The sequence below is a fragment of the Pseudomonas duriflava genome (assembly GCF_007830155.1).
GTDB classification, from domain to species: Bacteria; Pseudomonadota; Gammaproteobacteria; order Pseudomonadales; family Pseudomonadaceae; genus Chryseomonas; species Chryseomonas duriflava.
The window spans coordinates 311600-336105 of sequence record NZ_VLKY01000003.1 but is presented as its reverse complement, the minus strand read 5'-3'; the positions used below and the strand labels follow the sequence as shown (position 1 = coordinate 336105).

Genomic DNA, 24506 nt, shown 5'->3' with positions numbered 1-24506 from the left:
ATGAAAAAGAACCGCTCCCACACACCGTCCCGCCCTGCTACCGCTCCCCTGACGACACCAGCACCGCAGCGAATCATCGGGACCACCCGGCCGAGCGGTCGGATCAAGGATTTCGTCCAGCTGATGCGCCTGGACAAGCCCATTGGGATCTATCTGTTGCTCTGGCCTACTTTATGGGCCCTATGGATTGCTGGTGAAGGCAGGCCCAGCGTGAAGAACGTGGTTATCTTTGTGCTTGGCGTGGTACTCATGCGTTCCGCCGGCTGCGTCATCAACGATTTTGCCGACCGTCATTTCGACGGTCATGTGGACCGTACCAAGGCTCGTCCTCTGGCAACGGGCAAAGTTACGACCAAGGAAGCGCTAATTCTGTTTGCCGCCCTGGTAGGCCTGAGTTTTCTCTTGGTACTGCTGACCAATGCCACCACGGTCTGGCTGTCTTTCGGCGCGCTGGGAATCGCCGCGCTGTATCCGTTCATGAAGCGCTACACCTATTACCCGCAAGTTGTACTGGGTGCGGCATTTTCCTGGGGTATGCCGATGGCATTCACCGCGCAAACCGGCTCGCTGCCGGCAGAAGCCTGGCTGCTGTTCATTGCCAACGTAATCTGGACGGTGGGATACGACACTTATTACGCCATGGCCGACCGGGAAGACGATTTGAAAATCGGCGTAAAGTCGACAGCCATCCTCTTCGGCGATGCGGACCGGCTGATCATCGCGACGCTACAGGGCTTGACCCTGCTCTGCCTGCTTTTGGCCGGAGTGCGCTTTCACATGGGCGCGTGGTTTTATCTGGGACTGGTCGTGGCGCTAGGATGCTTTGTCTGGGAGTTCTGGAGTACCCGGGATCGGGAGCCGATGAAGTGTTTCAAAGCGTTCCTGCATAACCATTGGGCAGGGCTGGCGATCTGGATTGGGATTGTGGTGGATTATCTGGCGCGGTAAGCAGGGCTTCGCTCTCCTAACCTGATGCTCGCCACGTTTTACACGCCAGTGTGTTGCGCTCGAAAGGGCGCAACACACGACTAAGAACTAAACGCCTAAGCTCAATATACTTAGCTTATGGGCGAGTCCATTCGATCACCAACTCCTCTCCGCCCCCCATCCTGCGTAAATGCTCTGCCACTACACTCTCCATCCGTTCAAGATCCGCCTCTGGAAACTCGATCCGTGCCAGTAGCACGTCAGCCTGTGCTTCCAGGCGGCAGGTCCCGCTTGGAAAGTGGATAACTCCGTGCTGCTCGTCGAACTCAACCGTGAACTTATGCCCCCAATGCTTGCACAGCCGAGTGATGTAGCGGGTCGGGTTGGTCGTGGAAATGCGGGCTTCAGATAGGGCCATCGTCGTGCTCCTGGCAGGTTTTGAAGAGGAACGGTTACGGCGCTGTTGCCAGGCAACGGTCAGGCCGCTGAGGCTAATGATCGCCATACCGATGAGCGCGCCCACGTCGGGCACATGACCGAAAAACAGGAAACCCATGAAACCGGCGCAGATGATCTGCCCGTAACTGAACGGTGCCAACAGGGCGGGCGGTGCATAGCGGAAGGCCTGGGTCAGGAGAAGATGTCCGCTCATGCCGCAGGCCCCGAGTCCTATGAGCATCAAGGCATGCGTCCAGGTCGGCGGCTCCCAGAAAAACGGAAGCAACGCTGACATGATGAGACTGTTGACCAGCCCCGCGATAAAGTTACTGGTGGTTGGGCTGTCGGTCGTGGTCAGGATACGCGTCAGGATCTGATACAGACCAAACATCACTGCCGAGCCCAGCGGAAAAAAGATGGCTGGCGTAAATAGCGAACTGCCGGGACGGATGATAATCATGACGCCGAGAAAGCCGGTCATTACGGCAATCCATTGGGCACGCGTCACCCGCTCCTTGAGCAAGGGGACCGAAAGCGCCGTCACAATGAGGGGCGCCAGAAAGTTCACCGCCGTGGCTTCGGCCAGCGGCAGGTAGCGCAACCCCGTCGTGAAGAACAGACTCGTTCCGATCAGGCACAGGGCCCGCAGGATCTGCAACCCGGGCCGCTTGGTACGGATCACCCCAAGCCCCATGCGTGGACCGAAAACGCCCAGCATCAACACGGTATGCGATACATAGCGCGCCCAGACCACCATGACGATGGCATAGAACCCGGACAGGTATTTGGACAGCGTGTCATGGCTGGCGAACAGCAGGATAGCGATACAGATCAGCCCGATGCCTTTTAGCGGTTGATCTGCAAAACCCGACGTGGACGACTGAGAGCTCATTCATGGTCCTTAATACAATTCGGCAGCAGGCAAAGGAGCAATCGGCCCTACCCGCCCGTGCGGCTAGGGCAACCGAAAGTCGATAAATCTACGGTCGCACTGACTATAACGGATTAACCGAGAAAAGCTCATTTGGCGCAGTCTAGCGTAAAGACATACCTAAAGAGCGTTTCGTTATGCCCCGCCTCTGGGCATGCCTGAGTAGAAATGCCCCATTAACACACACTTCTATAGCCTTCTCATTAAGGATTTTCCCTCAAAAAACTGACTTATCCACGACTCATCTCGCTTGGCACAGTAGCTGCTTTAATTAATTTACTGATCGATTAATTAATAAGATCGGACTCGAACGAGGCTGCATGCCGCCGCCCTGCTTTAGCTGCCCTAGAAGACCTACCAATCGGTAGGGCTTATCCAGTGCTTTCAGGAGAAAAACAATGCGTGCGTTGACTTATGCTCAGCTAGTTGCAACGGCAGTATTCGGTTCAGCTTTGGCCTTGGCTGACGACACGATCAAGATCGGTGTCATTCAACCGCTGACGGGCTCAGTAGCCTATAACGGAGCAGCAGATATCAATGGTTCCAAACTGGCCGTAGAGGAGCGCAACAAGGCAGGCGGTGTACTGGGCAAGCCGATCGAACTCGTTATTGAGGATGGTCAGTGCAGTCCGGCCAACTCGGTTAACGCTGCGGAAAAACTGATCCAGAAAGATAAAGTGGTCGCCTTGTCCGGTGCATTCTGCAGTTCAGCCACTGCGGCCATTATGCCCGTTGCACAGAAATACAAACTACCGCTGCTGACCGGCGTGTCCTCCAAGGCTGACCTCACTGAAAAGAACAATCCCTACTTTTTTCGTTCAGCCGAGACCGACGCCTTACTCGCCCAGGCATTTGCCAAGATCCTGGCTGAAAATCTGAAACTCAAGAAAGTCGCCTATATCGGGGTAAACGATGACTGGGGCCGGGGCGGCGTCGAGGAATTCTCCAAGGACCTGTCCGCGCATGGTATCGAGACGGCCATGACGGAATATTTTGACCATGGCGCTACCGACTTTTACACCCTGCTGGCCAAGTTGCGGACTTCAGGTGCAGATGGAGTATTCATTGCTGCAGAGACTCAGGATGGCTCAATCCTGGTCAAACAGCTCAAGGAATTCGGCATTGACATGAAAGTGTTTGGGGTTGGCTCCTGGGCCACGGCGGACTTCATCAACTTGGTAGGTGATGCCGCTGAAGGCATCTACGCAGCCGTCCCATACGCGGCCACCTTGCCTGGCGAGCGCAACCAGACTTTTGTTCAAGCCTACCAGGCACAATACAAGCAGGCCCCCGACAAATACGCAGCGGCTGGCTATAACGCCACTAATATCCTGATGGATGCTATCCAGCGTGCCGGCTCGACCGATGCAGAGCAGATCCGCGAAGCTCTTAAGGCAACCAATTACCAGGCACCCAATGGCCACTACCAGTTCACAGCCAACGGCCAAGCCTATGGTTTTAACGCGGCGCTGGTACAGATTGAGAACAAACAGCCCAAAGTCATTGCTACCACTTCTGTCGAAGCCCCCATGGCGCTTGCCGCCAAAGGAGAGTGAGCATGGATCTGTTCCTGCAATTCCTCGCCAACGGCTTGGTGACGGGTACATTCTATGCATTATCCGCCCTGGGTCTCACGCTGATCTTTGGCCTTATGCGGGTCGTGAACTTCGCCCATGGTGAGTTCTATATGCTAGGTGGCGTACTGGGCTGGTTCGTCACCTCACACCTGGGTCTGGACTTCTTTTCCGGCCTGATCGTCGTGGCCGCAATTATGGCCGCATTCGGCTGGCTGGTGGATCGTGTCCTGATTGAGCGAGTCCGTGGACAAGGGGAAGAGCCTGGCATTCTGCTAACCATTGGCTTGTCGATTTTCCTGGCTAACTCCGCCCTGCTGTTAGCGGGTACTGCACCGCATAAGATCGAAGGGCCACTACCTAATGCACCCGTCTTTCTTGGACCCGTCGTGCTGACTGAGATGAGAATTTTCGCCGTGGCGGTGTGTGCGGCACTGATCCTGGGCGCCCACTTGCTAATCAAGAAGACCAAACTGGGGCGCGCCATGCGCGCAACGTTTCAGGACCCAATGGCCGCACAGTTGGCGGGTATCAAGACAGCCCGCGTCTATGCCAGCACATTTGCCCTGGGTTCGATATTAGCGGCATCTGCCGGGATGCTGCTGGGAGCGATCTATTCAACCCAGGTCACGATCGGCGGCATCGTCAGCCTCAAGGCCTTCGTCGTGGTGATTCTAGGCGGCATGGGGAGCTTTGGTGGCGCGATCGTAGGCGGCTTGGTACTAGGCGTCGCGGAGGCCTTGTGGGGTGGCTACGTCTCTACCGGCATGGTGGACATTGTTGGCTTCATCATCGTGATCCTGACGCTGATCTTCAAACCCTACGGCCTGTTCTCGGCCCGCGCAGAGAGGGTGTGACATGAAACTTGAACGCAACACACTATTGATTCTAGCTGTCCTGGCCGTCCTGTTTCCAATGCTAGTGACCGACCAGTACATCCTGCATATTGGCATCATGGTGCTGTTCTATGCCGTATTGGCCAGCAGCCTGAACCTGATCGTCGGTTATGTTGGTGAGTTCTCCCTCGGCCATACGGCCTTTTTAGGACTGGGCGCTTACACAGCAGCAATTCTGGCAACCCGCTACGGGCTGCCAATGTGGGCGACCATACCGTTGGCGGGGGTCATTTCGGCCGCGCTGGGATCTGTGATAGGTGCGATTACGCTGCGCCTGCAGGGTCCCTACTTCGTCATCATCACGCTGGCCTTCGCTGAGGTACTGCGCATCATTGCCAATAACTGGATTGGAGTAACCAATGGCCCTATGGGCATTGCCGGTATTCCCCAACCTGAGATCCTGTCCACAACATCGACGTTATTTGCCAAGCGCCTCTACTTCTACATTGCCCTGGCGATTGCTGCCGTGGCGTTGTACCTGGCCTACCGCTTCGTCTATTCCAGCACCGGGCGCGCCGCGGTAACCGTCCGAGAGAACCGTTATGTCGCTCAGTCAGTCGGCATCCAGCCATTTGCCTACGCGATGCAGGCTTTTGTACTAGGAGCCTTTCTTGCAGGGCTCGCTGGCGGTTTCTACGCGCACTACATTTCCTTCGTAGGCGCTGATGTGTTCCGCTTCAGCTTTATGGCCACCATGATCATCATGGTGCTGATCGGAGGCAAAGGCACATTGCTCGGCCCGCTGGCGGGCGCGCTGCTGGTCACGCTCATGGAGGAATACCTGCGCGAAGCGCAGGAACTAAGAATGTCGATCTTCGGCTTGATCGTGATGCTTGTGGTGCTGTTCCTGCCCAAGGGCCTAATGGGCTTCCTGACCCTGCGCCGCGAACGCCATGCCGGTAACGCCGAGCTCACAGGCAACGCTCAACGTATCCAACCCCAAGGAGGCGCTATATGAGCAGCGTGCAGCCCTTCCCCTCTCCTCTGCTCTCCGCTCATGGGTTGGAAAAGACCTTTGGTGGGCTCAAAGCCGTTCAAGACATCAATTTTGAAGTGAAAGCAGGCGAAATAGTGGGCTTGATTGGTCCCAACGGTGCCGGCAAGACCACCTGCTTCAACCTGATCACGGGGTTTTACACACCATCCGCCGGACGTGTGATGTTCAAGGGAGAGGACATTACCGGGAAGAAACCCTACGCCATTGCCCAAAGAGGCCTGGTACGCAGTTTTCAGAAGACCAACGTGCTCAAGTCGCTGACGGTTTTTGAAAATGTACTGGCCGGACATTACCTGAGCGCCAGACAGTCGCTTCTGGACACCTTTTTTCCACGCCCTCATGTTCGCCTAGCTGAACAGGCAGCTCGTGACAGTGCCGCACAGATCGTCGAGATCATGGGATTATCCAAGCGCCTCAACACACCCGCTCATGTGCTGTCATGTGGTGAGTTGCGACTCCTGGAGGTGGGTGTTGCGCTTGCCGCCAAGCCCACTCTTTTAATGTTGGACGAGCCTGCCGCAGGGCTTAACAGTCAGGAAGCTCTGGCCTTTGGCGAAACACTAAGACGTCTGCGTGACACGCAAGTGCAGTCAATCATCATTGTCGAGCACAACATGGGGCTGGTAATGGGTATTTGTGATCGCCTGGTGGTGATGAACTTCGGCCAGAAACTTGCCGAAGGCACGCCCGTCCAGGTGCAAAACAATCCACAGGTCGTCGAGGCCTATCTGGGGAAGGCACGCGCATGAATCACATCAATCCTCTGCTACACATCCGCGATCTGCATGTTGCCTATGGCAAAGCGGCCGCCCTTCACGGCATCGATCTAGACATTGCCCTAGGTGAAATTGTCGCCTTGATCGGTGCCAACGGTGCCGGCAAGAGCACTACGCTGCGAGCGATTTCCGGCCTGCTTAAGCCTACTTCCGGCTCAATTACCTGGGAGGGCAAGAACATTACCGGCTGGAGCGCAGACCTGGTTGTGGCCCAGGGCATTGCTCATTGTCCCGAGGAGCGCCACATCTGGCCAGCCATGACCGTCAAGGAAAACCTCATGCTGGGTGGCTTCCTATGCCGTTCCCATGTCGAGGTCGAGGACCGTATCGGCATGGCCTTTCACCGCTTCCCACGCCTTCGTGAACGACAGAAACAACTTGCTGGCACGTTGAGCGGCGGTGAACAGCAGATGCTGGCTATTGCCCGTGCGCTGATGTCCGAGCCACGTCTGCTGCTGTTGGACGAACCCAGCCTGGGTCTGTCTCCCAAGATGGCCGATGAAGTCTTCGAGGTCGTCCGGGAGATCAACGCTCACGGTGTAACCGTCATGGTCGTCGAACAGAACGTTTATAACGCGTTGTCGGTTGCCTCGCGGGCCTATGTTGTCGAGACGGGCCGAATCACGACCAGTGACGATGCGGCCCGCTTGCTTAAAGATCCAGAGGTGCTCAACGCCTATCTAGGCGCCTGAGTCCTGCTCCATGACCCGGGAAGCCCCTAATGCTTTACACTCAAAATTAATTAACCAGTCATTTAATAAGGAAAAACCATGAGCCGTAAGCTGCGAGTAGGCATAGTAGGTGCTGGCATTGGCGGTGTAGCCTTGGCCTGCGCCCTTCAACGACAAGGCATCGAGTATCATCTTTTCGAACGTGCCAAAGCCTTTGGCGAGATTGGCGCAGGCGTACAGATGACGCCTAATGCCGTCAAGGTACTCAAGTCGCTGGGCCTTGGAAGCGACTTGCAGCGCATCGGCTTTCTGCCGGAAGCCATGGTCGGCCGTAATTGGGAGACCGCTACCGAGCTGTTTCGTACGCCTCTTAAAGAAAACTGCCCGAAGGTCTATGGTGCCGAGTTTTTCCATGTCCATCGGGCGGACCTTCACGCCATCCTCTCCCAAGACATTCCAGGCGAATGCGTAACCTTCGGTGTGCAGTGCACCGGCGTCACGCGTAATTCACATTCAGCCACAGCCACTTTTTCTGATGGCTCGGTCTTCGAGGCTGACCTCATCGTAGGTGCCGATGGTATCCATTCAGCGGTACGGGATGCGCTCTGGGGCACTGACAAGCCGCACTTCACTGGCCACATGTGTTGGCGCGCGCTGGTGCCGGTCGAACAGCATCCCCTCCCCTTTGTAAGCCCTGATACCTCATTCTGGATGGGCCCCAAGGCCCATGTAGTGACCTATTACGTGAAAGGCGGCAAGGCCGTAAACATTGTGGCGGTTGCCGAAACCGAAGAATGGGTCAAGGAGTCCTGGACGGAGCCCAGCTCCACCGAGGAGCTGGTACAGGCCTATACCGGTTGGCACACAGACCTGATCCAACTCTTCGAACGCACCGATCCAACCCAAACGTACAAGTGGGGCCTGTTCGATCATGACCCCATGTCGCGCTGGTCTGCAGGTCATGCCACGCTTTTGGGCGATGCCGCACATCCCATGCTGCCCTTCCTCTCCCAAGGTGCGGCCATGGCTATTGAAGACAGTTACGTACTGGCTCAGGCCCTCGTTTACTTTGGCGATGACGTACTGGCCGCGCTGGAGGCCTACGAGAATGAGCGCCGTCCACGCACCTCCCAGGTTCAACTGCAGGCCCGCGAGCGCGGCCGGACCTATCACCTCTCCTCCCCCGAGGAGTTGCGCAAGCGTGATCTGGCCTACCAGCAAGAGCAGGCCAAGAATCCCAACGCGGTCGGCATTCGGGCTGAGTGGATTTATGAGTACGACGCCACCACCTGCCGCCAACGTTTCGAAGCCGAGCCGGTAACGGTCTAAGCCAACGCACAAGGACAATAACTATGCAAATGCTGTATCGAATCGGACAAATCGTACCCAGCTCCAACACCACGATGGAAACCGAGATCCCGGCGATGCTTACTGCTCGCCAGTTGATCCGCCCCGAGCGCTTTACCTTCCACTCCAGCCGCATGCGCATGAAGCATGTGAAAAAGGAAGAACTGGCCGCCATGGACGCTCAGTCCGACCGTTGTGCCCTGGAGCTGTCCGATGCCCGTGTCGATGTGCTGGGCTATGCCTGCCTTGTGGCCATCATGAGCATGGGGCGGGGCTATCATCGCGAGTCCCAGGCGCGCCTGACCCAGGTCACCCGCGACAATGAGGCTGAAGCGCCAGTGATTACCAGTGCCGGCGCGCTTGTCGATGGGCTCAAGGTGCTGGGCACCAAGCGCATCGCACTGGTTGCGCCCTACATGAGGCCGCTGACCGAGCTGGTGGTCGATTACATCCAGCACGAGGGTATCGAGGTCAAGGTCTGGCATGCCCTGGAAATCCCCGACAACCTTGCCGTTGCCCGGCACGATCCGTCCAACCTGCCCAGCATCGTAGCGGATCTGGATCTCGATGGTGTCGACGCTATCGTGCTGTCGGCCTGCGTGCAGATGCCGTCGCTCTCTGCCGTGGCCACGGTCGAGGCGCAGACCGGCAAGCCTGTCATCACGGCAGCCATCGCCACCACGTACGCCATGCTCAAGGCCCTCGGCCTCGAGCCCATCGTGCCGGGAGCCGGTGCCCTGCTGTCCGGTGCCTATTAAGGGGGATGCGATGACTAACTATCTTTATGGCGCCAATGTTCAGGCCAACGGCATTCGCCAGCACTATCTGCGCTATGGTGGACAGGGCCTGCCCCTCATCCTGATCCCTGGGATTACCAGCCCGGCCGTGACCTGGGGCTTTGTAGCCGAGCGTCTGGGGCAGCACTTCGATGTGTATGTGTTAGATGTACGCGGCCGAGGTCTATCGGAAGCGTCCCCCACGCTGGACTACAGTCTCGATGCCCAGGCGGCCGATATCGCCGCCCTGGCCGATGTGCTGGGCCTTGCACACTACGCCGTGCTCGGGCATTCCATGGGCGGCCGTATCGCCATTCGCATGGCCCGCCGGTTCAAGCCCCAGGGCCTTGAGCGTCTGGTCATTGTCGACCCGCCGGTCTCCGGCCCAGGCCGTCGCCCCTATCCGAGCGGCCTGCCCTGGTATGTCGACTCCACTCGCCAGTCGCTTAGGGGCATGAGTGCGGAAGACATGCGTGCCTTTTGCCCCACCTGGACAGAAGAGCAGCTGCGCTTGCGGGCCGAATGGCTGCATACCTGCGATGAGCGCGCCATCGTGGCCAGCTACAACAGCTTTCATGAAGACGATATCCATCAGGACCTGCCGCATATCAGCCTCCCAACCCTGCTGATGGTAGCCGGGCGCGGCAATGTGCTCCTACCCGAAGACATCAAGGAAATCCAGGGCCTCATGCCGGACGTGACGGTAGCTCGGGTAGAAAACGCCGGACACATGATCCCTTGGGATGACGAGGAAGGCTTCTACCAGGCCTTTGGCTACTTTCTGGGTGCACCTGTTTAAGAGGACTGCGACATGGCTATCAGCGATATCGATCTGATCGACGCCTGGAAACAGGTGTTAACCCTTTCCAGGCTCAAGGCCGGTGACATTGTCACGGTGCTGACCAGCGACACCACTCATCCGCAAACCCTGCGTACCGCCCTGATCGCAGCGGCAGGTCTGGGTGCGCGGGTGAATCGGCTCGACCTGCCTCCGGTCAATGGCGAGAAAGCGCACAGCCGCGACAGCCTGGCCTATCTGGGTACCACGCCGCTCACTGGCAACCGTGCCGCTATCGCCGCGCTTAAGGAAAGCGACCTGGTGCTGGATCTGATGACCCTTCTGTTTTCACCCGAGCAGCACAAAATCCTGAGCTCGGGCACCAGGATCCTGCTGGCAGTCGAGCCCCCGGAAGTGCTGGCCCGCCTGGTGCCGACCGAGGCCGACCGAGCCCGCGTGTTTCGAGCCGCTGCCCAGCTCGAAGGAGCCCGGGAAATGCACGTTACCTCCCGGGCCGGTACGGACCTGCGCTGCCCGCTGGGGCAGTACCCGGCAATCAAGGAGTATGGCTTTGTCGACGAACCCGGTCGCTGGGACCACTGGCCAAGCGGCTTTATCCTGACCTGGCCCAACGAGGGGCAGGCCAACGGCCGTATCGTCCTGGACAAGGGCGATATCCTTCTGCCGCAGAAATGCTACGTAAACGAACCCATCACCCTGACGGTAAAGGAAGGCTATATCACCGCTATCGAAGGCGGACTCGATGCCGAGCTGCTTAAGGACTACATGGGCGAGTTCAACGACCCGGAAGCCTATGCGCTGTCACATATCGGCTGGGGTCTGCAGAAGCGGGCGCGCTGGTCAACCTTGTCGCTATATGACCGCGAATCCACTATCGGCATGGACGCCCGCGCCTTCGAGGGCAACTTCCTTTGCTCGATGGGTCCGAACAACGAGGCCGGAGGCGACCGCGTCACGGCATGCCACATCGATATTCCCATGCGCAACTGCACGGTCAGCCTGGACGGCAACGTGGCGGTACGTGAAGGAAAGGTCATCGACAACCCTGCCGAGTAAGGAACCAGACGATGCAACGCGACGAAGCGGTTTACCAGCGCCAGGGGTTTGGAGCTCAGCTGGGTATCCAAGGGCAGATCGGCTTGCTGATCATTGACTTCGTGAATGGCTTTGCCGACCCCAAGGTGTTTGGCGGCGGCAATATTCCCGAGGCGATTCAGGCCACCGTGCCAGTGCTGGCGGAGGCAAGAAGGCGCGGCTGGCCTGTAGCGCACAGCCGGATCGTGTTTGCCGATGACGGCAGCGACCATAATATCTTTACGCTCAAGATACCCAGCATGCTCAGCCTCAAGGAGCATGAGCATAACAGCGCCATTGTGCCGGAGCTGGAACCGGCCGAAGGCGAGCTGGTGGTACGCAAGACGGTACCGTCGGCCTTTTTCGGGACGGGACTTTCCGCCTGGCTGACTCAGCGCAGCGTGCAAACACTCCTGGTAGCCGGTGCCGTGACCAGCGGCTGCGTGCGGGCAAGTGTGGTGGATGCGATGTCCTATGGCTTTCGCCCGGTAGTGTTGGCCGACTGCGTAGGCGACCGCGCCCTGGCCCCGCACGAAGCAAACCTGTTCGACATGGGACAGAAGAATGCTGATGTGCGCACCTTCGCTGATTTGCTGAGTCAATTGAGCAGTTAGGTATAACCAAGCTGGCTCAGCGCCCGTTATCGGGCCAGCTTGGTTACACTGTAGTCATGTGAGTTGGCCCCAGCGGCTATGGAGCACAATGGATACTGTTAATGTCAGCGGCCGCCGTGGCGTAAGTGCCAAGCGCAGTCGAGTCGCGACCAAGAACAAACCGGGGCGCCCTGAAGGCTCCAGCAATGTACGTGATGAGATTCTCGACGCTGCTGAGCTCCTATTTGCCGACCTGGGCTATGCCGGTACGACCCTGCGGGAAATCGCCGATGCTGCTCAGGTAACCCAAGCGCTGATCAATTATTATTTCGGCTCGAAATACGGACTGTTCGAAGAGGTCTTTCTGCGTCGCGGGCGCAAGATTTCTGACGAGCGCCTTAGCCGGCTCGCAGAGTTAAAACGAGCAGGCTCTTTACAGGTCAGCGCGATAGTTCATGCATTCTTAACCCCTACTCTTGCACTGCGTAGCACAAAGGCAGGTCGTGCCTTCATCCGCTTGCAGGCACGTCTGCACACGGAGCCGCCAGAAATCTCCTACAAACTTAGGAACGAAGCCTACGACGTATCCACCAAGGCCTACGTCGAAGCTTTTCGGGTAGCGCTTCCTTATATCACCGAATGCGAAGCGTATTGGCGCGTGACTCTAATGGTTGGAGCCTACATGTACGCCTTTTCTGACACGCATCGCCTGGAGCAGCTTGCCGGTAATGTTTGCCACCCCGACGACTCTCAGGAGGTTCTGGAACAGATGGTTGCATTTGTTACTGCAGGAATGGAGGCACCTTCTCGCCAAAAGGTTTACTAAGCTGGCTGTAACTGCCGCACAGCACCGCAGGCGCTTCGCAGGCTCAAGGCACGCAGCTCCTGCTGCTCCTGCGCAAGAATGCCAGGCAGGCTTGCGCGCAGGTAGGCCACGAAGGTCTTGATCTTCGCGTCCAGGTACTGACGGGACGGATACAGGGCATAGACGTTCAGCTGCTGCAACTGGTACTGCGGCAATACGCGTACAAGGCTGCCATCACGCAACCCTTCGATCGCCGAATAAACCGGAAGAATACCGATGCCCAAGCCGGCCCGAATGGCTTCGGTCATGGCATCGCCTACGTTGACTTGGAAAGACGTGGTTCCAATGGTCACCATCTCCTGTCCATTGGGTCCGTCAAAGACCCACTTTTCCAGCGGCACAACCGGGCTGACCAGGCGCATGCAGTCGTGCTGAGCCAGTTCGGATGGCGTTCGCGGAGTGCCCTGGGCTTCAACATACGCTGGCGAGGCGCAAAGGATACTGTAGGTTTGCCCAATGTTCTGCGAGACAAAGCCGGAGTCCGGCAGCTCTGTTGCTACCACAATCGCCACGTCATAGCCTTCATCAAGCAGATCAGGCATGCGGTTGGCCATGGTCAGGTCGAAATTGACCTCACGGTACTGCTGTCGGTAACCGGCAATCGCCTTGATCATGTAGTGTTGGCCGATTCCCGTCATCGAGTGAATCCGTAGCTTGCCGGCCGGCCTGGCATGGGCATCGCTGGCCTCGGCTTCTGCCTCTTCCACATAGGCCAGGATCTGCTCGCAGCGCAATAAATAACGTTGACCGGCTTCGGTCAGAGCAATACGACGCGTGGTTCGGTGCAACAGCCGAGTCCGCAGATGCGCTTCCAGACTGGCAACTGCACGTGAGACATGGGCGGTAGTAGTGCCAAGTACATGGGCAGCTCCCGTGAAGCTGCCACTTTCAGCAACACAGGCAAAAACACGCATGTTGTGCAATGTATCCATGGTATCCCTCATTGGCAGTGCAGCAAGTTTGCCAGAAGCACAACAGACTCATTATTACAATTTATGAGATAAACAATCACAAACCAACCGTCTTATGTAGCAGAGGCGTCTTTCCTAGAATCTAGACACGTTTGAGCTCCCTCATTCCTGTATTTCTGGACGTCTCCTGTGTCATTTCTTTGTAAGAGTGCTCTGCTCGGTTTCGGCTTTTTTGTTTTAACGTCAACAATTTCAGGCTGTATCAGTACGCACGGCATCGCGCCGCAGACCCAGCCGACCGAAGCCAATACCCTATCGACCGACGAGGCTATTCGTGCAGCCACGCGCGAAGCGCACTGGCCAGCCAGCGAATGGTGGCGGGCCTATCAGGACCCGCAGCTGAACCAGTGGATTGCCGATTCGCTGACCGGCAACCCCTCTCTGGCCTCTGCCGCAGCACGGGTTCGCTCGGCCAAAGCCATGGCCGGGCTGGCCGAGTCGGCCGAGGCGCCGCATCTCAATGCCGATATCGCGCTACGCCGCTATGCCTGGCCGACGGACAGTTTCTATGGTCCCGGTGAACTGGCTGATCAGACCACCTGGAACAATAACGCCTCTCTTGGTTTCTCCTACAACCTCGACTTTTGGGGACGCGAGCGCGACGCCAGCGAGCGCGCCCTGGATCAGGCCCACCAGGCCGCGGCGGAAGAGCGTGTCGCCGTACTCGAGTTGACCAGCAACATCGTCCGTACCTATATCCAGCTGTCGTTGCAGTATGCACAACATGATATCGCTCAGGCGACTCTGGAGCAGCAGGAGCAAATCGCCCAATTGGCCCGCCGCCAGTTGGAAGGCGGAATCGGTACGCAATTCGAGGTCAGCCAGGCGGAAGCATTGCTGCCAGAAACACATCGCCAGATCGAGGCGCTAGACGAAGAAATCGCATTATTACGCAATCAATTGGCTGCCCTGGCCGGCCGCGGTCCGGGTGATGCTGCTCGGCTGGTACGTCCGCGGCTGCAATTGGGTGCCACTCCCACGCTGCCATCAAAACTTCCCCTGGAGCTGGTCGGTCATCGACCGGATATCGTTGCCAGCCGTTGGCGGATCGCGGCGGAAGCCAAGGGAGTGGACGTCGCACGGGCTGACTTTTATCCCAACATCGACCTGGCCGCTACGCTTGGGCAGTCGATGACGATGGGTACATTCAAGGAGCTATTTACCGCAGCGAAGACCGGCTACTCGTTTGGGCCGGCAATTTCGCTGCCCATTTTCGATGGAGGTGAACGCCGTGCGCACTTGGGCATTGCCTCGGCCCGCTATGACGCCGCCATCGCCCACTATGATCAGACGCTGGTCAGCGCCTTGAAGGACATCTCGGATCACCTGATCCGCCTCGACTCGGCCAACAAGCAGGCCACCCTGGCGCACGAATCGGTCGAGGCGGCACAGCGCACTTATACCATCGCCCGCCAGGCCTTCGAGCGCGGCCTGACCGACTACCTGCACGTACTGGATGCCCAGACCCGTCTCTTTGCCCAACAGCGTGTGGAACAGCAGGTACAGGCCTTGCGCCTGAGTGCCCAGGCCGGCCTGATCGCCTCGCTGGGCGGTGGCGTGATCACACCGGAAGACGGCCCGGAAGAGAAAGAGCTAAAGCCGGTGCGCGTTGAAATCGCCGGGAAGAAGAACTCATGAAAAATACGTCAGCCGTGCCAGCCCTTGCGCTCCGCCAAGCCCTAAATGCGTGGGCGCGCAGTAATGGTGTCATGTGGATTTATCTCTTCAAGGTGCTGCTTGCTGCCGGTCTGACACTCTGGCTAGCCATGCGCTTCCAGTTGCCGCACCCTAGCTCGGCGGTGATTACGGTCTTTATTGTGATGCAGCCGCAAAGCGGACAGGTTTTCGCCAAGAGCGTATACCGTCTCCTTGGCACGGTGATCGGCCTGGCCGTCATGCTGACGCTGGTCGCCCTGTTCGCCCAGGCACGCGTACTTTTCATGGTTAGCATCGCGATCTGGATCGGCCTGTGCACGGCTGGCGCCATGCATTTTCGCGACCTGCGCAGCTACGGGTGCGTGTTATCCGGCTATACCGTGGCGTTAATCGGCCTGCCGGCCGTAATGCAGGCGGACACGGCATTCATGTCCGCCGTCCTGCGGGTATTGGCAATCTCGTTGGGTATCGTGTGCAGTGCTGCCGTGTCGGCCGCCGTTTTTCCGCAAACGTCGAGCGCGGCGCTGAGCAATGCACTCTACAACCGCTTCGGCACCTTTGCCGGTTTCGTTGCAGACTCTCTGCGCGGCATCCTTGAGCGGACCGTGATGGAAGCGACGGGAGTTCGCTATGCTGCGGAAGCCGTGGGACTGGAAAGCCTGCGTAGCGTGACCGCCTTTGAAGACCCACACATGCGCATGCGCAGCGGCCGCTTGATGCGCCTGAACAGTGAATTCATGGCCCTTACGACGCGTTTTCATGCCTTGAACCGTCTACTGGTCCGTCTACGTCAACGCCAGGCCAAGGCAGTGCTGGACGCCTTCGATAGCATTCAGGCCGAGTTGATCGAAGTGCTCGACAGCCGCCGGGGCAAACCGCTGACCGAACAGGACGCCGCGGTACTGTCTGAACGCCTGGATATCCTGCGGGAAAGCGTTCGCGCCCGTATTCGTACAGCGCGTCACGCCCTCTATGAGCAGGCACCGGCCATAATCGACCGACGCGACTTCGAAACAGCCGCTGAACTGCTCTATCGCTTCATTACAGAACTGCACAACTATACCCAGACCCATGCCTCACTGGCCGCTCCCCACCATGAGCGCGAGCAGTGGAACGAGCGCTTCAAGGCCAAGGCCAATACCATGGCTTCGGCGGTAGCCGGGATTCGTTCCGGCGTGCTCATCCTGGCACTCAGCGTCTTCTGGATCTTGACGGCCTGGCCCAGCGGAAACATGTTCACGCTCAACGCGGCGGCCGTCTCTGCACTGGCCGCCACTACGCCACTGCCTCACCGTACGGCCCAGCAAATGGCCTTCGGCGCGCTGGTCGGGGTAACAGTGGGGTTCGTTTTCAATTTCTTTCTTTTCCCGCACCTGGACGGTTTCCCCTTGCTGTTCATGGTGCTGGGAACCTACTTTGCTCTTGGGGCCTACGTCAGCCTGCGCCCGGGCTGCATGGGTTATGGCCTGGGCAGTCTGGTGTTCTTCTGCTTCACCTCGATTCCGGACAACCCGCCAGTCTACGACCCCGGCACCTTCCTGAACACGGCTATTGCCGTGGTGCTGTCCATGTTCACGACAGCTGTGGTGTCGTCCATCATCCTCCCACCTAACAGTCCCTGGCTCTGGCGGCGTCTGGAGCGCGACCTCCGTAAACAGCTGGTCAATGTCATCGGCCACCCGTTGCCAGGACTGGCCAACCGCTTCGACAGCGCCTCCCGGGACCTGCTGAATCAGGCCTATGGTTTGGCTAACGGGAATCCCGCTGTTCAAAAAGAATTGATGGGCTGGACGTTTACCGTGCAGGAGATCGGACATGCCGTGATCGAGTTACGCCAGGAACAGGCACGCCTGCCTGATAGCGAACGTTATGCCGAAAACACGCCTTGGCAGCAGGCGACACGTGCCATGGGCCGAGCCCTGGCGCGGCTGTTCCTGAAACCGTCCAGCGGCAACCTGCAGCGCGCCTTGAACGCGGTGGATAGCGCCATTGCCTGCGTTGAGGAAGCCCGTGAACCCGACACGCAACACTTCGAAGAGTCACCCCTGCGTCGTATCCAGAGTTTCTTGCACTTTATCCGCACGTCCCTGCTCGACCCGCACGGGCCCCTGGCCTCCTATGCGCCGAGCGAGACGGTTGCTACAGGACTGTCTCATGCCTCGTGAATTCGCCTTTCATGGCGTGTATCTGCCTACCGTCACCGTCTTGTTCGTCGTCGGACTGCTGGTGACCTGGGTCGTCGATCGCCTGTTCGCCAGTATCGGACTGTACCGTTTTACTTGGCACCCTTCCTTGTTCCGCCTGAGCCTGTTTGCCTGCATCTATGGCGGCCTGGCATTGACCGTTTACCGTTGAGAGCCCTGTTTCGATGATTCTGAAAAATATCTTTAGCGTATTGGCGACCCTGATCGTCGTTGTGGCCGCGCTGGTGATAGGCCGATTGCTCTGGGTGCATTACATGAACGACCCGTGGACCCGTGATGGCCGGGTTCGGGCGAATGTCATCAACATCGCTCCTGATGTGTCGGGCATCGTGGTTGACGTTCCGGTAAAAGATAACCAGCTGGTGAAGAAAGGCGACTTGATCCTTCAAATCGACCCGGAGCACTATAAAATCGCTGTTGATCAGGCCGAGGCGCTGGTCGCCTCGCGTAAGGCAACCCTGAATATGCGTCTGCAAAATGCCAAACGCCGAGCCGATATTGACAGCCTAGTTGTCTCCAAGGAGAGCCGCGAGGATGCCAGCAGTGTCGCTGCTGCGGCAGAAGCGGACTACAAGCAGGCCCTGGCCCAGCTTGAAGCAGCCAAACTTAATCTCAAGCGGACCCGCATTATCGCCCCGGTGGATGGCTACATTACCAATCTGTCGGTATTCAAGGGCGATTATGCTGCCGCCGGCTCGCCAAAGCTTGCCGTAATCGATAAGAATTCCTTCTGGGTTTACGGCTACTTTGAAGAAACCAAACTGCCGCATGTAAAGGTAGGCGCACCTGCGGAAATGCGCATGATGAGTGGCGTGGTACTCAAAGGCCATGTAGAGAGTATTTCCCGCGGCATCTACGACCGCGATAACCCACAGAGCCGTGAGCTAACCGCCGACGTAAACCCGACGTTTAATTGGGTCCGCCTCGCCCAGCGTGTGCCGGTGCGTATTGCCATCGATGAAGTGCCGGAGGGCATCGAGTTATCGGCCGGTACGACCTGTACCGTGGTGCTTGACGATGGGCGTGACCGAAGTGATCGCGACTGGTTGAGCTTTGCGCATTAAAACGAGCACCAGAGCCTCTGCAATGCCTATTGGTTAGTACACCCTACAGGTTGTCCAGCCGGGTCTTGCCACCCGTGTAACAAAAAGGGCTGCACCTAACGATGCAGCCCTTCTGTTTTATGGCCTTGGCGTAATCAATAGCCCAACGCAAAATCTTCTTCTGCTACATCCATCAGGCTACCGGCGCCGGCCAGCATGGCTTCGGCATGAGTCCGCGTACGAGGTAACAGACGCTGGTAGTAGAAGCGTGCCGTTTGCAGTTTGGCTCTGTAGAAGCCGGCTTCTTCCGTTCCGGCGGCCAGCTTCTCACTGGCCACACGCGCCATGTCGGCCCAGAAATAGGCCAGGCAGACATAGCCGGAATACATCAGGTAATCTACGGCCGCCGCGCCCACTTCCTCACGATCCTTCATCGCGGCCATGCCCACCTTGAGCGTAATATCGCCCCACTCCTTGTTCAATCTGGCCAGAGGCTCAACGAATTCCTTCAGCTCGGCATTGTCTTCCTGTGCCTGGCAAAACTTGTGAACGATTTTAGTGAAGCCCTTGAGCGACTCGCCCTGGGTCATCAGTACCTTGCGGCCTAATAGGTCAATGGCCTGAATTCCCGTGGTGCCCTCGTACATCATGGCAATGCGGCTGTCGCGCAGATTCTGCTCCATGCCCCACTCAGAGATGTAGCCGTGACCACCAAAGATCTGCATACCGTGGCTAGCTGCCTCGAAGCCCACTTCGGTCATGAAGGCTTTGGCAATCGGTGTGATAAAGGCAAGCAGCGCGTCGGCCTTTTTCTTTTCTTCCTCATCCTGACTGTACCGGACTACATCCACCAGCTTGGCGGCAAAGTAGATCATCGCGCGGTTACCTTCGGCGAACGCCTTCATGGTCAGCAGCATGCGACGCACATCCGGGTGAACAATAATCGGGTCGGCCGCTTTGTCCGGCGCCTTCGGGCCCGTCAGGGAGCGCATCTGCAAGCGCTCACGGGCATAGCGGATGCCGCCCTGGAACGCTACTTCAGCATGAGCCAGACCTTGCAGCGCTGTACCAATCCGTGCGGTGTTCATAAAGGTGAACATGCAGTTCAGGCCTTTGTTCGGCGGGCCGATCAGAAAGCCTTTAGCACCATCAAAATTCATCACGCAGGTCGCATTACCGTGGATACCCATCTTGTGTTCGATGGAGCCACAGGTCACACCGTTACGCTCGCCTATGCCCCCTTCAGCGCTGGGCAGGAATTTGGGCACGATAAACAGGGATATACCCTTGGTGCCCGCCGGAGCGTCAGGCAGACGAGCCAGCACAATGTGCACAATATTATCGGTCAGGTCATGCTCGCCGGCGGATATAAAGATTTTAGTGCCAGTAATGGCGTAACTGCCATCGACCTGCGGCTCGGCGCGGGTACGCAACATACCCAGGTCGGAACCACAGTGTGGCTCGGTCAGGCACATGGTGCCGGTCCACTCACCCGATACTAGCTTGTCGAGGTAGGTATGTTTTTGCTCGTCCGTACCGTGGGTTTCGATGGTGTTCATCGCCCCGTGGGATAAACCAGGGTACATGCCCCAAGCCCAGTTGGCCTGGCCGATCATTTCGGACAGGGCAATACCCAGCGATTCGGGCAACCCCTGGCCGCCATAAGAGGGGTCATGCGCCAGACTCGGCCAACCGCCCTCTACGAACTGCTGGTAGGCCTCCTTGAAGCCGGTCGGCGTCTTTACGCCCGACTCGCTCCACACGCAGCCTTCCTTGTCACCTACGCGGTTCAACGGCGCCAAGACTTGCTCGCAGAACTTGGCGCCTTCCTCAAGGATCGCCGACACCATGTCAGGCGTCGCGTCTTGGCATCCGGGCAAACTCTGGTAGTGCGCGTCATAACCCAGCAGTTCATCACGGACAAAGCGGATATCACGCAAGGGAGCCTTATAGTCAGGCATGACTGTTACCTCTGGATGCATTGTTATGAAGGCGCCACAGGAAAAGACCTGCCGACGTTAAAACAGTTGTTTGAAACTTATGTTTTCCTCCTATCCTTGTCAAGCCTGACCGACCGCGAGTGACGCGCGGATACAAAAACGCCGCGGGTGGTAAACCCGCGGCGCTGGAGAAGAGCCAAGGCCAATGAGACCAGCCTTAGCCATCAGGCATAGGTATTGATCAGCGTACCCAGGGTTTCATCGGCAGCCTGTATAAGCCGTGCACCGGCCAAGGCCTGGGTCTTGCCAGCTTCCAGACTCACTAGCTGAGCAGCCTTGTCGGCCGGATTTTCGGCTGAGCCTTCGACGCTGCGTACCTGATCAGTACGGGCTTGGCCATCGTTAGGTAAGGTATTGGCGGCAATAACGCTACCAGCTTGATCGACACGGGACTGACCAGCTTGGTAAGCGGCGAGCCCGTAACTGAAACTACTACTGGAAATGTTCATGATTCGCTCCCTTTGACTGCATGAGGCGTTTGATCATTGAACCAGATCTGGCTGGCAAACCCTACGATTAAAAAAGCATGAATGCCGCTTGGCTTAGACCAGAAGACTTTCCAGATGCAGGTGGGCTGCCACAAACGCAGGCAAAGGCTGCTCTAGGTGCGGGACAATACCCAGGCACGGCACGGATAACCGTTCCTTAAGTGTCGCCAGGTTATCGTCCAGCCGTGACGTGTGCGGGTCGACGATATTGGCGACCCACCCAGCAAGACGAAGACCATCGCGCTCGATCGCCTCGGCCGTCAGTACAGCGTGGTTAATGCATCCCAGACGCACGCCGACGACCAAAATGATAGGTAGCCCCGCTGCCAGAGCCACGTCCGACAGGCTCGCCGTACCAGCCAGCGGTACGCGCCAGCCGCCCGCGCCCTCGACAACAGTAAAGTCCGCCGCTCGGGCCTGCATGGCCTGAATCGGTGCGACCAAGGATTCGACCGTTAGCGCGATGCCTATTTCACGGGCCGCCAAATGGGGAGCAATAGCAGGCTCCAGGGCGATGGGGTTGACGTCTTCGTAACGCAACGGCAGCGAACACTCGCCCCAGAGCGCCAAGGCATCGCTGTTACGTAGTCCTTCCGGTGTTTGCTCGCAACCGGATGCCACAGGTTTGACCGCCGCGGTTGAATATCCAGCCTGGCGGGCAGCATGCAGCAGCCCGGCAGCAATGGTGGTCTTGCCGATTTCGGTGTCGGTACCGGTGATGAAATAAGCGGACATAGGGATCAGGATTCTTTCTGTAAAACGCCGTAGACCACCCGGTAGCTGGCAGGCAGACCTGCCGGCTCGCGAAGTCGTTCATAGGCAGCGGCCAGCGCACGCAGCCGCGCACGTCCGGTCAGGCCGCCGGGCCGTCCGGGGTTGACGTTATGGGCGCCCAGCGCCTTGAGCTCATGCGTCAGGCTGCGCACGTCCGGGAAATACAAGGTACGGGTTTCGGTATTCAGATGAAGCAACCGAAGCCCGCTTTCGCCACACTGCTGCTGATAATCATCAAACCGGCGGAAGCGGTTCACGTGAACAAACCCGTCTACCGCCTGCCAACTGTCCCGTAGCTCCTGCAACGTGCCTACACATAAGCTGGTGAACGCAAAGACTCCACCGGGCTTTAGGACGCGACGGGCTTCGGCCAGAACGGCAGCTAGATCACCACACCATTGAAGGGCAAGGCTGGTGAAAACGAGATCGCACATGCTGTTACGCAAAGGCAAGTGCTCGGCATCGCCAGCGATGAACTGAGTTGCCCCACCCAGCGGACGCGCATGGCGCAACATGCCTTCGGCCAGGTCAACAGCTACACCAGACGCATGGGGAAAACGCGCTGCCAAGGCCCGCGTAAAATAGCCCGTACCGCAGCCCAGATCGACCCAGCAAGCTGGCGCTTCATGTGGTAGACGGGCCAGCAGTGCCTCGCCAACCTCACGCTGCAGGCTGGCCACACCGTCGTAGCTGGCAGCCGCCCGGGAAAACGAAGCCGCTACCCGCCGCTTATCAGGCAAGCCGGCTTCCTCCTGGGGCGTTACCGGTAGAGCATCAGCCATCACGGCCCTCATAAATGAAACGGTTGATCACCGTTGCGAGTTCATCCGGACGTTCCAACGGCAGGCCATGGCTGGCCGGCTCGAAAACGTGAACGTTTACGTCTGGAACTTCTTCAAGCAGAGCATGTGCAGCCGCAACAGGCACCAGCGCATCGTTAGCCGCAAACAGATGCAGTTGCGGGCCGTTGTATGCCTTGAGGGCTTCGCGCGTGTCCAATTGAGCCAGCAGCTCTAACCCCGCCACGGCAACGTCACCGCTCGTTTCTGGCAGCGTCACTTGCAGCAGGCGGGTCAGGGTCTTGCGATCACGTGCGCCCTGACTAACCAAATGAGTGAAGCGCTTAAGAGTCAACTCGGCGTCGAGCGTGCAGGCTTCGTAGAAATCAGTGAAGACGGTACGCGACATCGCGCTTTGCCAGCCGTGCCGCGCAACAAAGCAGGGATTGCTGCCCAGCGTGATCAGGCCGAGGATACGATCGCTCCGGCGCTGAGTCAGCTCGCTGGCAATCATGCCACCCAGTGACCAGCCGCCCAGCCAGACCTTATCTGGCAGGCGGGCGTCAAGATCATCGAACCAGGCGGAGACATCGGCCAGCTCCGGCAAAGGCTCGATGTGTACATCCAGATAAGGTGCTATCTCAAGCAGCTCGTCACGCAGCGGCTCCAGAGGGGCCGTGCCCAGACCCCACCCGGGCAACAGCACTAAAGTGTCACGCATGTTCCGTTCCTTTCAATTCCGACCACGCTTCAGCAAGTGCAGCGAGCAGGCGGTCGACGTGCTGCTCGCTATGTGCGGCCGACAGAGTAACCCGCAACCGGGCACTATTGTTCGGAACGGTGGGCGGACGGATCGCGGTGACGAGAACTCCATGGCGTTTCAGGGCGGCGGAAAACGCCAGGGCGCGGTCACTGCTGCCGACGAGAATAGGCTGGATTGGCGTGAAACTGTCCATCAACGAAAGCCCCAAGGCTTGCGCACCAGAGCGGAATCGCTGAATCAGGGCATTCAAGTGGTCGCGCCGCCAGGACTCCGCTTCCAGCAGTTCCAGCGCCTTCAAGGTAGCGCAGGCCACGGCGGGCGGCTGGCTCGTTGTATAAATGTAAGGACGTGCGAATTGAATCAAGGTTTCGATGAGTTCATCGCTACCGGCCACAAACGCACCCGCGGTGCCGAAGGCTTTGCCCAAGGTACCGACCAGAACGGGAGCATCATCCAGACTCAAACCAAAATGCTCGGCCACACCGCCGCCCTTCAGGCCCAGCGGCCCGAAGCCATGGGCGTCGTCGACCATCAGCCAGGCGCCCTTGCTGCGTGCAACCTGGGCCAAGGCAGGTATATCGGCCAGATTGCCGTCCATGCTGAACACGCCGTCGGTCACAACCAGCGTATTGCCTTCAGCCTTGTCGAGGCGGCTGGCGAGACTAGCCGGATCATTATGCAGGTAGCGCGAGAAGCGCGCCCCGGACAGCAACCCAGCATCCAGCAAGGACGCATGATTGAGCCGGTCTTCCAATACGGTGTCGCCACGGCCGACCAACGCCGTCACGGCAGCGAGATTAGCCATATAACCGGTAGAAAACAGCAAGGCGCGCGGCCGGCCAGTAAAGGCGGCCAACGCCTCTTCCAAGGCATGATGCGGCCCGCTATGCCCGATCACCAGATGTGAGGCGCCACCGCCTACGCCCCAGCGCTTGGTCCCCGTCTGCAGGGCAGCGATCACCTCGGGATGATTTGCAAGGCCCAGGTAGTCGTTGTTGCAGAACGCCAACAGCGGCTGGCCATCAACGATCACCTCGGGTCCCTGAGGACCTTCCAGTAAGGGTCGTTGACGGTACAGGTGTGCAGCGCGGCGCTCGGCCAGGCGTGAGGAAAGATCGAATGGCATGATGAAAGGTCACCGATAATATGGATAGCCCATATCGG

The 24506-nt window shown here is 58.3% G+C and carries 24 protein-coding genes and 1 pseudogene; 16 read left to right on the top strand and 9 right to left on the bottom strand.

Annotated features, from left to right (window positions below; genetic code table 11):
• Positions 1-948: a 4-hydroxybenzoate octaprenyltransferase gene (gene ubiA / locus IQ22_RS06000; RefSeq protein ID WP_244308969.1), complete on the top strand. Its 948-nt coding sequence runs from the start codon at positions 1-3 to the stop codon at positions 946-948.
• 115 nt (positions 949-1063) lie between these two features.
• Here ubiA and IQ22_RS23525 read toward each other — a convergent pair whose 3' ends face one another.
• Positions 1064-1345, bottom strand: coding sequence for a DUF2218 domain-containing protein (locus IQ22_RS23525; protein WP_167654157.1), 282 nt, complete (start codon positions 1343-1345; stop codon positions 1064-1066).
• Positions 1346-1381: 36 nt separating this feature from the next.
• Positions 1382-2257: pseudogene (locus IQ22_RS05995) on the bottom strand (DMT family transporter); the annotation flags it as partial.
• Positions 2258-2694: 437 nt separating this feature from the next.
• Between IQ22_RS05995 and IQ22_RS05990 the strand changes: the two are divergent.
• The 11 genes from IQ22_RS05990 to IQ22_RS05940 all read left to right on the top strand — a co-directional run bounded on the left by IQ22_RS05990 (position 2695) and on the right by IQ22_RS05940 (position 12625).
• Positions 2695-3852: an ABC transporter substrate-binding protein gene (locus IQ22_RS05990; RefSeq protein WP_145139541.1), complete on the top strand. Its 1158-nt coding sequence runs from the start codon at positions 2695-2697 to the stop codon at positions 3850-3852.
• A 2-nt stretch (positions 3853-3854) separates the two neighbouring features.
• Positions 3855-4727, top strand: coding sequence for a branched-chain amino acid ABC transporter permease (locus IQ22_RS05985; protein ID WP_145139538.1), 873 nt, complete (start codon positions 3855-3857; stop codon positions 4725-4727).
• Position 4728: 1 nt separating this feature from the next.
• The gene (locus tag IQ22_RS05980; RefSeq protein ID WP_145139536.1) at positions 4729-5724 is read left to right on the top strand and encodes a branched-chain amino acid ABC transporter permease; all 996 of its coding nucleotides are present in this window, start codon (positions 4729-4731) and stop codon (positions 5722-5724) included.
• Entirely contained in the window at positions 5721-6512 is a 792-nt protein-coding gene (locus IQ22_RS05975) for an ABC transporter ATP-binding protein (protein WP_145139533.1), read from the top strand. Before IQ22_RS05980 ends, IQ22_RS05975 begins: the two co-directional genes overlap by 4 nt.
• Positions 6509-7231 carry an ABC transporter ATP-binding protein gene (locus tag IQ22_RS05970; RefSeq protein WP_145139531.1) on the top strand — a complete coding sequence of 241 codons (723 nt, stop codon included), beginning with the start codon at positions 6509-6511 and terminating at the stop codon, positions 7229-7231. Before IQ22_RS05975 ends, IQ22_RS05970 begins: the two co-directional genes overlap by 4 nt.
• Before the next feature lie 78 nt (positions 7232-7309).
• Positions 7310-8539 carry an FAD-dependent monooxygenase gene (locus tag IQ22_RS05965; RefSeq protein WP_145139528.1) on the top strand — a complete coding sequence of 410 codons (1230 nt, stop codon included), beginning with the start codon at positions 7310-7312 and terminating at the stop codon, positions 8537-8539.
• Between the two features lie 23 nt (positions 8540-8562).
• Positions 8563-9315, top strand: coding sequence for a maleate cis-trans isomerase family protein (locus tag IQ22_RS05960; RefSeq protein WP_145139525.1), 753 nt, complete (start codon positions 8563-8565; stop codon positions 9313-9315).
• Between the two features lie 10 nt (positions 9316-9325).
• Complete coding sequence (locus IQ22_RS05955; protein ID WP_145139522.1) at positions 9326-10132, top strand: alpha/beta hydrolase; 807 nt, start codon at positions 9326-9328, stop codon at positions 10130-10132.
• 12 nt (positions 10133-10144) lie between these two features.
• Positions 10145-11188, top strand: coding sequence for a 2,5-dihydroxypyridine 5,6-dioxygenase NicX family protein (locus tag IQ22_RS05950; RefSeq protein ID WP_145139519.1), 1044 nt, complete (start codon positions 10145-10147; stop codon positions 11186-11188).
• A gap of 11 nt (positions 11189-11199) precedes the next feature.
• The gene (locus IQ22_RS05945) at positions 11200-11820 is read left to right on the top strand and encodes an N-carbamoylsarcosine amidohydrolase (RefSeq protein WP_145139517.1); all 621 of its coding nucleotides are present in this window, start codon (positions 11200-11202) and stop codon (positions 11818-11820) included.
• Between the two features lie 88 nt (positions 11821-11908).
• The gene (locus IQ22_RS05940; RefSeq protein WP_145139514.1) at positions 11909-12625 is read left to right on the top strand and encodes a TetR/AcrR family transcriptional regulator; all 717 of its coding nucleotides are present in this window, start codon (positions 11909-11911) and stop codon (positions 12623-12625) included.
• Here IQ22_RS05940 and IQ22_RS05935 read toward each other — a convergent pair.
• Positions 12622-13596 carry a LysR family transcriptional regulator gene (locus IQ22_RS05935; RefSeq protein WP_145139511.1) on the bottom strand — a complete coding sequence of 325 codons (975 nt, stop codon included), beginning with the start codon at positions 13594-13596 and terminating at the stop codon, positions 12622-12624. The two genes, IQ22_RS05940 and IQ22_RS05935, sit on opposite strands and share 4 nt — an antisense overlap.
• 168 nt (positions 13597-13764) lie before the next feature.
• Between IQ22_RS05935 and IQ22_RS05930 the strand changes: the two genes are divergently transcribed.
• The 4 genes from IQ22_RS05930 to IQ22_RS05915 are packed head-to-tail and all read left to right on the top strand — an operon-like array spanning position 13765 to position 18559.
• Positions 13765-15273: an efflux transporter outer membrane subunit gene (locus IQ22_RS05930; RefSeq protein ID WP_145139508.1), complete on the top strand. Its 1509-nt coding sequence runs from the start codon at positions 13765-13767 to the stop codon at positions 15271-15273.
• Entirely contained in the window at positions 15270-17456 is a 2187-nt protein-coding gene (locus tag IQ22_RS05925; RefSeq protein WP_244308967.1) for an FUSC family protein, read from the top strand. Before IQ22_RS05930 ends, IQ22_RS05925 begins: the two co-directional genes overlap by 4 nt.
• Positions 17446-17646: a DUF1656 domain-containing protein gene (locus IQ22_RS05920; RefSeq protein ID WP_145139504.1), complete on the top strand. Its 201-nt coding sequence runs from the start codon at positions 17446-17448 to the stop codon at positions 17644-17646. Before IQ22_RS05925 ends, IQ22_RS05920 begins: the two co-directional genes overlap by 11 nt.
• Positions 17647-17659: 13 nt before the next feature.
• Positions 17660-18559, top strand: coding sequence for an efflux RND transporter periplasmic adaptor subunit (locus IQ22_RS05915; RefSeq protein WP_145139502.1), 900 nt, complete (start codon positions 17660-17662; stop codon positions 18557-18559).
• A 134-nt stretch (positions 18560-18693) separates the two neighbouring features.
• Here IQ22_RS05915 and IQ22_RS05910 read toward each other — a convergent pair whose 3' ends face one another.
• The 6 genes from IQ22_RS05910 to bioF all read right to left on the bottom strand — a co-directional run bounded on the left by IQ22_RS05910 (position 18694) and on the right by bioF (position 24468).
• Positions 18694-20499 carry a phenylacyl-CoA dehydrogenase gene (locus IQ22_RS05910; protein ID WP_145139499.1) on the bottom strand — a complete coding sequence of 602 codons (1806 nt, stop codon included), beginning with the start codon at positions 20497-20499 and terminating at the stop codon, positions 18694-18696.
• 203 nt (positions 20500-20702) lie between these two features.
• Positions 20703-20987, bottom strand: coding sequence for a hypothetical protein (locus IQ22_RS05905; protein WP_145139496.1), 285 nt, complete (start codon positions 20985-20987; stop codon positions 20703-20705).
• Positions 20988-21080: 93 nt separating this feature from the next.
• Positions 21081-21761 carry a dethiobiotin synthase gene (gene bioD, locus IQ22_RS05900; protein WP_145139493.1) on the bottom strand — a complete coding sequence of 227 codons (681 nt, stop codon included), beginning with the start codon at positions 21759-21761 and terminating at the stop codon, positions 21081-21083.
• Positions 21762-21766: 5 nt separating this feature from the next.
• The gene (gene bioC, locus IQ22_RS05895) at positions 21767-22582 is read right to left on the bottom strand and encodes a malonyl-ACP O-methyltransferase BioC (protein ID WP_145139490.1); all 816 of its coding nucleotides are present in this window, start codon (positions 22580-22582) and stop codon (positions 21767-21769) included.
• On the bottom strand, positions 22575-23300 hold the full coding sequence (locus IQ22_RS05890) for an alpha/beta fold hydrolase (protein ID WP_145139487.1): 726 nt from the start codon (positions 23298-23300) through the stop codon (positions 22575-22577). The genes bioC and IQ22_RS05890 overlap by 8 nt, the downstream gene beginning before the upstream one ends.
• Positions 23293-24468 (bottom strand): 8-amino-7-oxononanoate synthase, encoded by a 1176-nt coding sequence (gene bioF / locus IQ22_RS05885; RefSeq protein WP_145139484.1) that lies wholly within the window; start codon positions 24466-24468, stop codon positions 23293-23295. Before bioF ends, IQ22_RS05890 begins: the two co-directional genes overlap by 8 nt.
• Between the last annotated feature and the right edge of the window lie 38 nt (positions 24469-24506).

Excerpts from the sequence above, each read along its gene's own strand:
- ubiA (WP_244308969.1), top strand. The coding sequence starts at position 1 with ATGAAAAAGAACCGCTCCCACACACCGTCCCGCCCTGCTACCGCTCCC.
- IQ22_RS23525 (WP_167654157.1), bottom strand. The coding sequence starts at position 1,345 with ATGGCCCTATCTGAAGCCCGCATTTCCACGACCAACCCGACCCGCTAC.
- IQ22_RS05990 (WP_145139541.1), top strand. The coding sequence starts at position 2,695 with ATGCGTGCGTTGACTTATGCTCAGCTAGTTGCAACGGCAGTATTCGGT.
- IQ22_RS05985 (WP_145139538.1), top strand. The coding sequence starts at position 3,855 with ATGGATCTGTTCCTGCAATTCCTCGCCAACGGCTTGGTGACGGGTACA.
- IQ22_RS05980 (WP_145139536.1), top strand. The coding sequence starts at position 4,729 with ATGAAACTTGAACGCAACACACTATTGATTCTAGCTGTCCTGGCCGTC.
- IQ22_RS05975 (WP_145139533.1), top strand. The coding sequence starts at position 5,721 with ATGAGCAGCGTGCAGCCCTTCCCCTCTCCTCTGCTCTCCGCTCATGGG.
- IQ22_RS05970 (WP_145139531.1), top strand. The coding sequence starts at position 6,509 with ATGAATCACATCAATCCTCTGCTACACATCCGCGATCTGCATGTTGCC.
- IQ22_RS05965 (WP_145139528.1), top strand. The coding sequence starts at position 7,310 with ATGAGCCGTAAGCTGCGAGTAGGCATAGTAGGTGCTGGCATTGGCGGT.
- IQ22_RS05960 (WP_145139525.1), top strand. The coding sequence starts at position 8,563 with ATGCAAATGCTGTATCGAATCGGACAAATCGTACCCAGCTCCAACACC.
- IQ22_RS05955 (WP_145139522.1), top strand. The coding sequence starts at position 9,326 with ATGACTAACTATCTTTATGGCGCCAATGTTCAGGCCAACGGCATTCGC.
- IQ22_RS05950 (WP_145139519.1), top strand. The coding sequence starts at position 10,145 with ATGGCTATCAGCGATATCGATCTGATCGACGCCTGGAAACAGGTGTTA.
- IQ22_RS05945 (WP_145139517.1), top strand. The coding sequence starts at position 11,200 with ATGCAACGCGACGAAGCGGTTTACCAGCGCCAGGGGTTTGGAGCTCAG.
- IQ22_RS05940 (WP_145139514.1), top strand. The coding sequence starts at position 11,909 with ATGGATACTGTTAATGTCAGCGGCCGCCGTGGCGTAAGTGCCAAGCGC.
- IQ22_RS05935 (WP_145139511.1), bottom strand. The coding sequence starts at position 13,596 with ATGGATACATTGCACAACATGCGTGTTTTTGCCTGTGTTGCTGAAAGT.
- IQ22_RS05925 (WP_244308967.1), top strand. The coding sequence starts at position 15,270 with ATGAAAAATACGTCAGCCGTGCCAGCCCTTGCGCTCCGCCAAGCCCTA.
- IQ22_RS05920 (WP_145139504.1), top strand. The coding sequence starts at position 17,446 with ATGCCTCGTGAATTCGCCTTTCATGGCGTGTATCTGCCTACCGTCACC.
- IQ22_RS05915 (WP_145139502.1), top strand. The coding sequence starts at position 17,660 with ATGATTCTGAAAAATATCTTTAGCGTATTGGCGACCCTGATCGTCGTT.
- IQ22_RS05910 (WP_145139499.1), bottom strand. The coding sequence starts at position 20,499 with ATGCCTGACTATAAGGCTCCCTTGCGTGATATCCGCTTTGTCCGTGAT.
- IQ22_RS05905 (WP_145139496.1), bottom strand. The coding sequence starts at position 20,987 with ATGAACATTTCCAGTAGTAGTTTCAGTTACGGGCTCGCCGCTTACCAA.
- bioD (WP_145139493.1), bottom strand. The coding sequence starts at position 21,761 with ATGTCCGCTTATTTCATCACCGGTACCGACACCGAAATCGGCAAGACC.
- bioC (WP_145139490.1), bottom strand. The coding sequence starts at position 22,582 with ATGGCTGATGCTCTACCGGTAACGCCCCAGGAGGAAGCCGGCTTGCCT.
- IQ22_RS05890 (WP_145139487.1), bottom strand. The coding sequence starts at position 23,300 with ATGCGTGACACTTTAGTGCTGTTGCCCGGGTGGGGTCTGGGCACGGCC.
- bioF (WP_145139484.1), bottom strand. The coding sequence starts at position 24,468 with ATGCCATTCGATCTTTCCTCACGCCTGGCCGAGCGCCGCGCTGCACAC.